12 protein-coding genes and 2 tRNA genes are annotated in these 11,073 nt (G+C 72.2%); 6 read left to right on the top strand and 8 right to left on the bottom strand.

Features of this window, described 5'->3' with window-relative positions; all coding sequences use genetic code 11:
• Window positions 1-122: 122 nt before the first annotated feature.
• Both CUD01_RS15745 and CUD01_RS15740 read left to right on the top strand, forming a co-directional pair.
• Window positions 123-800: a GNAT family N-acetyltransferase gene (locus CUD01_RS15745; RefSeq protein ID WP_141322450.1), complete on the top strand. Its 678-nt coding sequence runs from the start codon at window positions 123-125 to the stop codon at window positions 798-800.
• Window positions 801-871: 71 nt separating this feature from the next.
• Entirely contained in the window at window positions 872-1,663 is a 792-nt protein-coding gene (locus tag CUD01_RS15740; protein WP_141322449.1) for a hypothetical protein, read from the top strand.
• A gap of 19 nt (window positions 1,664-1,682) precedes the next feature.
• Here the strand turns inward: CUD01_RS15740 and CUD01_RS15735 are convergent, their stop codons facing one another.
• The 3 genes from CUD01_RS15735 to CUD01_RS15725 are packed head-to-tail and all read right to left on the bottom strand — an operon-like array spanning window position 1,683 to window position 4,314.
• Window positions 1,683-2,507 (bottom strand): ABC transporter permease, encoded by an 825-nt coding sequence (locus tag CUD01_RS15735; protein ID WP_094181427.1) that lies wholly within the window; start codon window positions 2,505-2,507, stop codon window positions 1,683-1,685.
• Window positions 2,504-3,376, bottom strand: a complete 873-nt coding sequence (locus CUD01_RS15730; RefSeq protein WP_244937810.1) for an ABC transporter permease — start codon at window positions 3,374-3,376, stop codon at window positions 2,504-2,506. Before CUD01_RS15730 ends, CUD01_RS15735 begins: the two co-directional genes overlap by 4 nt.
• Window positions 3,373-4,314 (bottom strand): ABC transporter ATP-binding protein, encoded by a 942-nt coding sequence (locus CUD01_RS15725; protein WP_244937809.1) that lies wholly within the window; start codon window positions 4,312-4,314, stop codon window positions 3,373-3,375. Before CUD01_RS15725 ends, CUD01_RS15730 begins: the two co-directional genes overlap by 4 nt.
• A gap of 130 nt (window positions 4,315-4,444) precedes the next feature.
• Here CUD01_RS15725 and CUD01_RS15720 point away from each other — a divergent pair, with 130 nt between their 5' ends.
• The 4 genes from CUD01_RS15720 (at window position 4,445) to CUD01_RS15705 (ending at window position 7,460) form a co-directional block, all read left to right on the top strand.
• Window positions 4,445-4,717, top strand: coding sequence for a GlsB/YeaQ/YmgE family stress response membrane protein (locus CUD01_RS15720; RefSeq protein WP_094181428.1), 273 nt, complete (start codon window positions 4,445-4,447; stop codon window positions 4,715-4,717).
• A 128-nt stretch (window positions 4,718-4,845) separates the two neighbouring features.
• Complete coding sequence (locus tag CUD01_RS15715) at window positions 4,846-5,400, top strand: hypothetical protein (protein WP_141322448.1); 555 nt, start codon at window positions 4,846-4,848, stop codon at window positions 5,398-5,400.
• Between the two features lie 88 nt (window positions 5,401-5,488).
• The gene (locus tag CUD01_RS15710; protein WP_141322447.1) at window positions 5,489-6,025 is read left to right on the top strand and encodes a sigma-70 family RNA polymerase sigma factor; all 537 of its coding nucleotides are present in this window, start codon (window positions 5,489-5,491) and stop codon (window positions 6,023-6,025) included.
• Window positions 6,018-7,460 carry a hypothetical protein gene (locus tag CUD01_RS15705; RefSeq protein ID WP_141322446.1) on the top strand — a complete coding sequence of 481 codons (1,443 nt, stop codon included), beginning with the start codon at window positions 6,018-6,020 and terminating at the stop codon, window positions 7,458-7,460. The genes CUD01_RS15710 and CUD01_RS15705 overlap by 8 nt, the downstream gene beginning before the upstream one ends.
• 177 nt (window positions 7,461-7,637) lie before the next feature.
• Here CUD01_RS15705 and CUD01_RS15700 read toward each other — a convergent pair.
• From CUD01_RS15700 to CUD01_RS15685, 5 genes are all read right to left on the bottom strand, one after another.
• Window positions 7,638-7,710 (bottom strand) — tRNA-Ala (locus CUD01_RS15700).
• Window positions 7,711-7,737: 27 nt separating this feature from the next.
• The gene (locus CUD01_RS16885) at window positions 7,738-7,857 is read right to left on the bottom strand and encodes a DLW-39 family protein (RefSeq protein ID WP_013882073.1); all 120 of its coding nucleotides are present in this window, start codon (window positions 7,855-7,857) and stop codon (window positions 7,738-7,740) included.
• 23 nt (window positions 7,858-7,880) lie between these two features.
• Window positions 7,881-7,954 (bottom strand) — tRNA-Ile (locus CUD01_RS15695).
• Window positions 7,955-8,047: 93 nt separating this feature from the next.
• Window positions 8,048-8,965 carry a DUF3566 domain-containing protein gene (locus CUD01_RS15690; protein WP_141322445.1) on the bottom strand — a complete coding sequence of 306 codons (918 nt, stop codon included), beginning with the start codon at window positions 8,963-8,965 and terminating at the stop codon, window positions 8,048-8,050.
• Window positions 8,962-11,073: DNA gyrase subunit A (locus CUD01_RS15685; protein WP_141322444.1), on the bottom strand; the 2,112-nt coding region annotated here is incomplete at its 5' end. The genes CUD01_RS15690 and CUD01_RS15685, both read right to left, overlap by 4 nt.

Raw genomic sequence — 11,073 nt, 5'->3', positions numbered from 1 at the left:
GAGGGCCGGCACCCCACCACGGGTGCCGGCCCTCGCCGTGTCCGGCGCCGACCTGTCCGGGCGCAGGTGGGCGGGCCAGAATGCTCTTGCCGCCGGGGTGCCGGGGTCGGTTGGGTGGGGCGATGGACCTCGTCGAGATGTGGCCCCCCGCGGGCGTGCGCGTGCAGTGCGGCGACCTGGAGCTGCGGTACCTGGACGACGAGCTACTCACCCGGCTCGCCGCGCTCGGCGGCGAGGGGATCCACGACCCCGCGACGATGCCGTTCACGCGCTCCTGGACCCGCGGCACCCCCGAGGAGGTGCGGCGCTCGATCCTGCAGCACCAGTGGGGGCTGCGCGGGTCGTTCTCGCGCGAGAAGTGGTCGCTCGAGCTCGCGGTGCTGCGCGACGGCGAGGTGCTCGGCATCCAGGGTCTGTACGCGCAGGACTTCGCGGTCACGCGCGAGGCCGAGACCGGCTCGTGGCTCGGCCTGCGGCACCACGGCCGCGGCGTGGGGACGCGCATGCGGCTGGCGATCCTGCACCTGCTGTTCGAGGGCCTCGACGCCGAGCGTGCGACGACGTCCGCGTTCGCGGACAACGGCCCGTCGAACGGCGTCACCCGCAGGCTCGGCTACGAGGCCAACGGCGAGTCGCTCGTCGCGCGCGAGGGCGCGCCCGCGCGGTCGCTGCGCTACGTCATGCATCGCGCGGTCTGGGCGGCCCGCGGGCCGGAGCAGCGGCCCGACGTCGTGCTGCACGGCGTGCCCGCGCTGCGGACGTTCCTCGGGCTCGACGAGGCCGAGGGCTCTTCCCGCTGACGGCGGGTTCGGCCAGGCTGGGGTCGTGGTGCGTCCCGCGAGAGGGACGCACCACCGAGGGGGGTGAGGAGTTGGCGAGGACCGACCACGCGCGGGGCGCGCGCCGGTTCGCGGTCGAGCGGGCGCTCGCGCCGCACGTCGACCCGCAGTGGGCCCAGGACGTGCTGGTCGAGCTGAGGGTGCTCGGCGTGGACGGCACCGACATCGCCCGCGTGCTGTCCGACGTGGAGGTGCACGTCGTCGCGACCGGTGAGGACGCCGCGGTGGCCTTCGGCGACCCCGTCGACTACGCGCGCTCGCTCGCGCTGCCGGTGGAGCCCGGTGACGGGCAGGACGCCCGGGGCGTCGACGTCCTGCAGAGCGCGGCGCAGATCGTCGGCGTGATCGTGCTGTTCGAGGGCGCGTCCGCGCTCGGTCGCGGCGAGGACGCCGTGCTGACCTGGGGGATGCTGTGCTCGGCGCTCCTGGCGACCGGCGCGACGGCGCTGCTCCTGCGCCACGGTGAGCGTGTGCTGCGCGCGGTGGTGCGGTCCCGCGCGCGCCGGCTGCTGGTCTCTGTGCTGGTCTCTGCGCTGGTCGTCGCGATGGTCGTCGCCGTGCTGCTCGTCGTGCTCCCGACGCTCCTGCTCACCGCGGCCGCGTCCACGGTGCGGGCGCCTGTCGCGCTCGTCGTCGGCTGCGTCCTGTTCCTGGGTGCGACGACGCTCGGCATCGTCCGCGCCGCACGCGTCCCCGAGGACCCCGTGTGGCTCGCCGAGCACGGCACCCCGCAGCACCGCTGGCTGTGGCTGAGCTCGGTCCCGCTCGTCGCCGCCGTGGTGCTCGGCGTGGTCGCGATGTACTTCCTGGGACGCGCGTCCTGAGCGGTCGGCCCTCCCCCGGTCAGGACAGGAACAGCGCGCGCAGCCGGCTCGTCGTGAACGCGACGCCGACCGCGATCATCGCCGCGAAGTACCCCACGTGCACGAGCATGCCGACGTGCAGCGCACCCGTGGTGAGGCCGCGGACCAGCTCGACCGCGTGCCACAGCGGCAGCGCCTTGATGAGCCACTGGATGGGCTCGGCGTAGACCGACAGCGGGTAGAACGTCGCCGAGAACAGGAACATCGGCAGCATCACGAAGTTGATCCAGTCCATCTGCTGGAAGGTCTTCATGTAGCTCGTGACGGCCATGCCCAACGACGCGAAGCCGAACGCGATCAGCAGGACCGCGGGGATCGCGAGCACCGCGGTCCACGACAGGTTGAGCCCGAGCACCTGCATGACGGTCATGAACCCGACCGCGTAGACCCCGCCGCGCAGCAGGGCGTACACGATCTCCCCCAGCGCCACGTCCAGCGGGCCGATCGACGTGGCGAGCATCGCGTCGTACAGCTTGCCGAAGTGCATCTTGAAGAAGACGTTCCACGTCGAGTCGTAGATCGCGCCGTTCATCGCGGACACCGCGAGCAGCGCGGGAGCGATGTACGCCGCGTACGGCACCTGCTCCCCCGTGCCCAGCGTGACGTCGCCGATGAACGAGCCGAGGCCCCAGCCCATCGCGAGCAGGTAGAACACGGGCTCGAAGAAGCCCGAGACGACGACGGTCCAGTTGCTCGCCTTCGTGGCCGACAGCGCGCGCTCGACGACCGCGCGCACGTTGCCGGCGTACAGCGCGCGCACGCTGCCGGCCCGCCGCTCGTCGGTGGGGACGGTGGTGGTCGTCATCCGCGCAACCTCCCTGTGAACACGCGTCGCGCCACGAACCAGCCGACCGTGGCCAGCACGAGCAGCACCGCGACGTGCGCGGCCCACGGCCACGCGCCCGGCCCCGGGCCGTACGACGCGAGGCGCCCGAGCTCGCTCGCGTGCCAGATGGGCGAGACCCACCCGACCCACTGCAGGCCGACCGGGAGCGTGTCGAGCGGGTAGAACGTGCCGCTGAACAGGAACAACGGCGTGAAGACGAACCGCTGGACCATCGCGAACTGGCCCTTGTCCTCCTTCAGGCTCGCGGAGAACGCGAGCAGCGGCAGCCCGAAGGCCAGGCCGGCGAGCACGCCCACCGGCACCATGAGCGCACCCGCGAGCGGGTCCCCCACCGCGCCGAACGCGACGATGAGCAGGTAGTAGGCGGCCGAGACGAACACCATGCGCAGCGTCACCGCGATGACCAGGCCCGTGCAGATCTGCTGCGGCGACACCGGCGAGGCGTTCATGCCCCAGAACACGCGGCGCCACCGGAAGCCGCCCATGACGGTGTAGGTGAACTCCTCGGTCGTCACCGAGACCGCGGCGGTCGCGAGCAGCGCGGGCGCGACGAACCACAGGTAGTCGATCGGGCCGTCCGGGCCGCTCGCGACCGGCACGTCCAGGAACGCCGCGAGGCCGAGGCCGATGCCCAGCAGGTAGAGCAGCGGGCTGCCGATGCCCGTCATCACCACGGTCCAGCCGTAGGAGCGCATCTGCTTGAGCTGGTGCTCGGCGATGTACCACGCGCCGAACCGGCGCGGCCGCGACGCACCGGCCCGCGCGGCGTCGACCATCTCGTCCGCGCCCGGGCCGCGGCTCGTCGTCTCGCTCGTGCTCGGGCTCACTCGACCAGGCTCCGCCCGGTCAGGCGCAGGAACACGTCCTCGAGCGAGGACCGCCGCACCAGGCTCGTCGTCGGGTGCAGGCCGAGCTGCACGACGCGCTCGAGGAGAGCCTCACCGTCGTCGGTGTACAAGAGCACCCGGTCCGGAAGTACCTCGTGCCGGTCGACCAGGTACGCGAGCTGCTCGGCAGCCGACGCGTTGCGGTCGGAGCCGAACCGCAGCTCCACCACCTCGCGCGTCGAGTACTCGCGGATCAGCGCCGACGGTGAGCCCTCGGCCATGATCCGGCCGTGGTCCACCACGATCAGCCGGTCGCACAGCTGCTCGGCCTCGTCCATGTAGTGCGTGGTCAGCACGAGCGTGGTGCCGCGCTCCTTGAGCCGGAACAGCCGGTCCCACAGCACGTGCCGCGCCTGCGGGTCGAGGCCCGTCGTCGGCTCGTCGAGCATGAGGATGCGCGGCTCGTTGATGAGCGCGCGCGCGATCGTCAGACGGCGCTTCATGCCGCCCGACAGGTCGTCGACCCGCGCCCTCGCCTTGTCCTCGAGCTGCGCGAACGTCAGCAGCTCGTCGGCCCGGCGCGCGCACTCCGCGCGCGGGATGCCGAAGTACCGCCCGTACACGATGAGGTTGTCGCGCACCTTGAGCTCGGTGTCGAGGTTGTCCTCCTGCGGCACCACGCCCAGCTGCGAGCGGATCTCCGGCCCGTGCGTGTCCGGGTCCAGCCCGACGACCCGCAGCTCGCCGGCGGTGCGCTGCGACACCGCCCCGATCATCCGCATCGTCGTCGACTTGCCCGCGCCGTTCGGCCCGAGCAGCCCGAAGGACTCCCCCGGCGGGACCTCGAAGTCGATGCCGTCGACGGCCGAGAACTCCCCGAACCGCTTGGTCAGCCCGCGCGCGGAGATGACGGGGGACAGGGAGCTCGGTGCGGTCACAGTCGGCCACGGTAGCCGCGCGCACCGACACCCGCCGAACCCTTTCGGCTCCGCTCTCGCCGTGCGGACCGCACATATCGCCCGTATGGTCCATTACCTGCCAGAACCCCTCGATGTCAAGGAGTTCGACATGACCATCACCGGCATCATCAGCGCGATCATCATCGGCGCCATCATCGGCGTCCTCGGACGGCTCTTCGCCCGCGGCCGGCAGCGCATCGGCGTGCTCGGCACGATCCTCGTCGGGATCGTCGCCGCACTCGTCGGCACGTTCCTCGCCTCCCTCATCGGCGTCAAGGAGACCCCCGGCGTCGACTGGATCGAGCTCGCCCTCCAGATCGGCCTCGCGGTGCTGTTCGTCAGCGCCGTGTCCGGCAGCCGGCGCCGCCGCGCCCTGCTCTGACCCGACGCCCCCGCGTCGGACACGCACCGCTGCGTCGTCGTCCCCCCGACGACCTGCACGTCCCGGAGCCGGCGGGTGGGAGCCCTTGGGCCCTGCCCGCCGGCTCCGGACGCCTGTAGCGTCCAGCCATGATCCTGGCCGACCTGCAGTCACGTGTGCGCATCGCGCTGACGAACACGCTCGTCGAGGAGTGGACGCTGTTCACCCCGACGACCGGGACGAGCCGACCGAGCGAGCGGACCATCGCGTTCCACCTCGGCTGGTACCTGCGCCAGACCGTCGACCGCTCCTGGGACGTCGACTCCGAGTACGACCGCTCCGGCATGGTCCTCGAGCAGTCGGTGCAGTACGACGGCCACGTGCCCAACCTGATCGTCCACCACCGCGGCATGCTCGGTCCCGAGCACAACCTCCTGCTCGTGCACGTCGCGGTCGACTCGGCGTCGGACGCCCACGAGGGCCCCGGCATCGAGACCGCGCTGGCCCTGCAGCAGCGGTTCGGCTACCGCTACGCGATGCTCCTCGACCTGCGCCTGCACACCGAGGGCCGACGCGCGTCCGTCACGCCCTACTGGCAGTGGACCACGCTCGAGCACGGCCCCGAGCGCCCCGAGCCCGCACCCGTCTACACCGACCGGGTCCTGGCCGAGATCACCGAGCGCGCCCGGCGAGCAGGCGACTGACCTCCCCGCCGACCGGTCCGCCCAACCGAATCCCGCCCGGCTCCGTTCTGTGCGTGACAGGTCGGACCGACTAAGGGGGACAGGACCCGTGGCATGGCAACAGATGCTCGACCGGGTGGTGCGTGAGCGCTACCCACGGCTGCTCGCACACGCGACGCTGCTGACCGGCAACCGCGCGGACGCGCAGGACGTGCTGCAGGACGCGCTCGTCGCGACGTTCTCGGGACGTGCCCGGTTCACGACGGTCGCCGAGGCCGAGGCGTATGTACGACGAGCCGTCGCCTCCCGGTACATCGACACCGTCCGGCGTCGCGACTCGGAGCGGCGCGCGCTGCGGACCGTCGGATCACGCCCGGCCCGCCCGGTCGAGCTCGAGCCCACGGGCGTCGCACGCGAGCTCGTCGACGCGCTCGCCACCCTCCCGGCGCGCGAGCGCGCCTGCGTGGTCCTGCGTCACGTGGAGGACCTGTCCCTGCGCTCGACCGCCGAGGCCCTCGGCCTCAGCGAAGGAGCGGTCAAGCGGTACACGGCCGACGGCCTCGCGGCGCTCAACGCGCTGCTCGGGACCACGGCGAGCGACGACGAGCACGTCGTCGTGCGGATGACGGAGGTGCACGATGCGTGAGCTGGACGCCCTGGTGAACCAGGCGCTGGACGCCGACGAGGCCGACCTGACCCGGGTGCTGAGCCTCGAGGACCTGCTGACCGACGTGCACCGCCGCACGCGCCGGCGCCGCGTCGTGCGGACCGCGGCGACGTCCGTCTCGTCCGCGGCAGCCGTCGGCCTCGTCGCCGTCGGCGCGTACGCCCTCGGCGGCGCCGACGACCCGCAGCCGAACCCCGCGCAGACCGGCACCCCGCACGAGACCGTGACCCCGACCCCCGCGCCCACCACCACACCGACGCCGCCGGAGCCCACCACCGCACCGGACCCGGGTGCCCGGACCATCCCGACGGCCGACCCGGCGTCGATCCTGGCCCAGGCGGGAACAGGCCTGCAGGTCTACGGCCCCGACGGGTCCGTGCTCGAGGCGGTCGGACGCGCCGCGTCCGGTCCCGTCGCCGCCGGTCCCGACGACCTCCGCACCCAGGTGCCCGGGTTCGACGGGTCCCCGCAGAACGTCGCCGCAACCTCCACCGAGGGCCGGTACGTCGCGTCGCGCCTTCAGGACGTCGACGACGAGATCCTGTACCCGCCCAGCGACGTGGGCACGTGGGACGGGTCGACCTTCCGCACCTGGGACCGCTCCGCGGTGGTCGAGGACGAGGTGCGTTCGGTCGGTCGGTTCACCGTGGCGGACGGCTGGGTCGCCTGGCACGAGAGCACCGGCCACGAGGCATGGAGCGGCGAGTGGCGCGTGTTCGCGGCGCGCGAGGACGGCCGCGACCTGCACCTCGTCGCACGCTCCGAGGAGTTCTTCCTCGACCCCGCGGTCGACACCACCGTCCCCGACCAGACGGTCGCGATCCTCGACGGCCGGGTCTACTGGTCGACCCTCCGACCCGACCTGGAGCCGTGGCCCGCGTACAGCCCGGACGAGTCCGACACCATGGTGGTCTCCCGCGCGCTCGACGGCACCGGAGAGATCAGGGTCGAGGCCGTCGGTGCCACGCTCGCCGCCGGTGGGTTCGGCCGCCTCGTCGTGAACATGGTCGACCCGGAGACGAAGGGGCTCGTCACCGCGCTCCTGGAGGACGGTCGCCTGCGGCCGCTCGTCGCGAACGGCGGTCTCACGCCCGCCCTGGGCGACGGCTTCCTCGCCTTCACCCACGAGGGCTCCGCGTACGTCCTCGACCTCGACGAGCCCGTGCTGGGCCGCATCTCGACCCCCGGCGCCGTGCTCGGGGAGCAGCCCGTCGCCGACGCCGACCACGTGGCGTGGCCGGCGGACCTGTCCGACGACGAGGCGGTGCCGCACTACGACACGCTCCTGTACTACGACGTCGCCGCCGACGTGCTGCGCTCCACCGACACCCCGTCCGTCTGGGCGACGTACGCGGGAGCGGTCGACACGGTCGACGACCAGGCGTCCTGGACGTTCGTGGAGTGGGCGGACTGACCCCGCACGACGAGGGCCCCCGACCGCACCCGGCCGGGGGCCCTCGTCCGCGACAGACCGATCTCCGCCCAGTGCGCACGTTCCAGACCGAGTGCGCATGTTCTGCGTACGCACTCGGGTCGGAGCGTGCGCAGTCGGCGGAGGTGTGGGCGCTCGTGACCCGGTGGAGCTCAGGGGTGGAGCCAAGGGGACTCGAACCCCTAACCCCCTGCTTGCAAAGCAGGTGCGCTACCAATTGCGCCATGGCCCCCGGCTCGGCCAGGGGCCGAGGGGTCGGTCACTCGAACGTGTCGGTGACCTCCGACCACAGGTCCCGCTCGTCGCGGTCCTGGGCGACCTTCTGGTACACGACGTAGCCGACGGCGGCCAGGGCCGCCAGGAGCAGGAGCTTCTTCATCGGGTCCCCCACGTGGTCGGGAGTGGGCCTAACAGGACTTGAACCTGTGACCTCTTCCTTATCAGGGAAGCGCTCTAACCGTCTGAGCTATAGGCCCGTCGCACGTCGCAAGCGCAGCGCGCCGGATGAGACTACCCCAGCGCGGCCCCGCCGCCCAAACCGGCGGCGGTGCGCTGGAGCGCCTCGTGGGTCACTCGTCCGTCATGGTCACGTGCAGCCCGCCGACGAGCGCCGCGACGATGTTGTAGAGGAACGCGCCGATCGTGGCGAGCGCGGTCAGCAGGAACACGTCGACCACGGCCACGAGCGTCGCGCCGGAGATCACGCGCTTGAACTCGACGTACTGCAGCACGTCGACGTTGGACTCGGTGCCCGTGACCTGGGTGACCAGGTCGTTGATGTTCGTGAACACGTGCAGGCCGTTGAGCGTGTACCAGACGACCGCGACGGCGACGACGAGCAGGATGCCGAACGCCACGGACAGCAGGAACGACAGCTTCATGACCGACCACGGGTCGATCCGGGAGATCGCGAGCCGCACGCGGCGCGGGCCGCCCGCGGCCGCGACCGTCGGGATCCGGCCGGTCGCCGGGCGCGCACCCGTGCCCGACGAGGGGGCGGTGGTGGACGTGCGCGGCGGGACCGACGGCGGGTTGGTGCCGGTCGCGCCCGCGGACGCCGGCGGCGCCGTGGGGGTGGTCGTCATGGCGAGGTCCTCGTTCCGGGGCCGGGTAGCCGTGGAGATCTTGGCGCTGGTGGCGCCGGCCGCCTTCTTGAGCCAGGCGGAGGTCTTGTCCACGGCCGCCATGAGCGGGGTGGGCGGGTCCTGCGGCGACGTGCTCGACGAGCTCGCGCTCGTCGTCGCCGCGGTCGTCTGCTCGGCGCGCACGGGATCCGGCGTGGCACGGTCCGGGCCGGCGTGGTCCGGTGCCGCGTGCTCGTCGTCCCGCGGGGGAGAGGGCACGGGGTCCGGCCGGACCGCCGTGCCGTTCGACGGCCCGTTCCCGCTCGAGTCCCGGCCGCCGGGCGACGCCACCGTACGCGCCGACGACGACGCCTGGCCGGGACGGTTGCGGGGCGGGATCGAGGGGGGAGCGGGGTCCGTCATGCGTCCTCCGTGGGCGTCTCGGGCGCGTCGCTCGCGCTCGCGTCAGCCGCCGGGTCAGGGTCGGTGGCGACGCCGGACGCGTCGCTCTCGCCGACCACGGTACCGGCATCGTCCTGCTCCTGGCGCTCGGTGTTGCGTGCGACCGCGATGATCCGGTCACCCGAGTCGGGCTTCGCGAAGATGACGCCCTGCGTCGTGCGGCCCGTGGCGTGCACCTCCGCGACCGCGGAACGCACCACCTTGCCGCGCTCCATGATGACCAGGACCTCGTCGTTCGCGTCGACGACGAGCGCGCCGACGAGGTCGCCGTTCTGCTCGGGCAGGTTCGCGACCCGGATGCCGAAGCCGTTGCGGCCCTGCTGACGGTAGTTGTCGACCGACAGCGCGGTGCGCTTGGCGATGCCGCCCTCCGTCACCGTGAACAGGAACGCGTCCTCCCGGACGACGTCCGCGGCCAGCAGCTCGTCGTCGCCGCGGAACTTCATGCCCGTGACGCCGCTCGTCGCGCGGCCCATGGGGCGCAGCTGCTCGTCGTCGGCCGTGAAGCGGATCGACTGGCCCTGGCGCGAGACCAGGATCATGTCCTGGTCGGAGTCGACCAGGCGTGCCGAGACGAGCTCGTCCGGCCGGCCCTCGTCGTCCTCACGCAGGTTGATCGCGATGACACCGCCGGTCCGGTTCGAGTCGTAGTCCGTCAGGCGGGTCTTCTTCACCAGGCCGCGCTTGGTGGCGAGCACCAGGTACTCGGCCTGCTCGTAGTCGCGCAGCGCGAGGACCTGGGCGATCTTCTCGTCGGGCTGGAACGCCAGCAGGTTCGCGACGTGCTGGCCCTTCGCGTCCCGGCCGCCCTCCGGCAGCTCGTAGGCCTTGGCGCGGTACACGCGGCCGAGGTTCGTGAAGAACAGCAGCCAGTGGTGCGTCGTCGTGACGAAGAAGTGGTCGACGATGTCGTCCTCGCGCAGCTGCGCGCCGCGCACGCCCTTGCCGCCGCGGCGCTGCGCCCGGTAGCTGTCGCTGCGCGTGCGCTTGGCGTACCCGCCGCGCGTGATGGTGACGACCATCTCCTCCTCGGCGATGAGGTCCTCCACGGAGACCTCGCCGTCGAACGGCAGGATCTGCGTGCGGCGCTCGTCGCCGTACTTGTCGACGATCTCCGCGAGCTCGGTCGAGACGATGTCGCGCTGGCGCTGCTCCGAGGCGAGGATCGCGTTGTACTCCGCGATCTCCGCCTCGAGGACGGCGTAGCGGTCCAGGATCTCCTGGCGCTGCAGCGCGGCCAGGCGGCGCAGCTGCAGGTTGAGGATCGCGTTCGCCTGGACCTCGTCGACGTCCAGCAGCTCCATCAGGCCCGTGCGGGCCTCGTCGGCGTCGGGGGAGCGGCGGATCAGCGCGATGACCTCGTCGAGCGCGTCGAGCGCCTTGAGGTAGCCGCGGTAGATGTGGATCTGCTCCTCCGCCTTGCGCAGGCGGTACGCGGTGCGCCGGCGGATGACGTCGATCTGGTGCGTCACCCAGTGCCGCACGAACGCGTCGATGCTGAGCGTGCGGGGCACGCCGTCGACGAGCGCCAGCATGTTCGCGCCGAACGTGTCCTGCAGCTGCGTGTGCTTGTACAGGTTGTTGAGCACGACCTTCGCGACCGCGTCACGCTTGAGCACGATCACCAGGCGCTGACCCGTGCGGCCCGACGTCTCGTCGCGGATGTCCGCGATCCCGCCGACGCGGTTCTCGCGCACCAGGTCCGCGATCTTCTTGGCCAGCGCGTCCGGGTTCACCTGGTACGGCAGCTCCGTCACGACCAGGCAGATCCGGCCCTGGATCTCCTCGACCTCGACGACCGCGCGCATCGTGATCGAGCCGCGGCCCGTCCGGTACGCCTCCTCGATGCCCTTGCGGCCCAGGATCGTCGCCGCCGTCGGGAAGTCCGGGCCCTTGATGCGCTGCATGAGCGCCTCGAGCAGCTCCTCGCGGCTCGCGTCCGGGTGCTCCAGGTGCCACTGCACGCCCGCTGCGACCTCACGCAGGTTGTGCGGCGGGATGTTCGTCGCCATGCCCACCGCGATGCCCGCCGAGCCGTTGACCAGCAGGTTCGGGAAGCGGCTCGGCAG

Origin of the sequence: Cellulomonas uda, assembly GCF_006538705.1 — a bacterium.
In the GTDB taxonomy this organism is placed as follows: Bacteria; Actinomycetota; Actinomycetes; order Actinomycetales; family Cellulomonadaceae; genus Cellulomonas; species Cellulomonas uda.
Note: the sequence above shows the minus strand (reverse complement) of the source record. Positions and strands in the feature narration are given on the sequence as shown.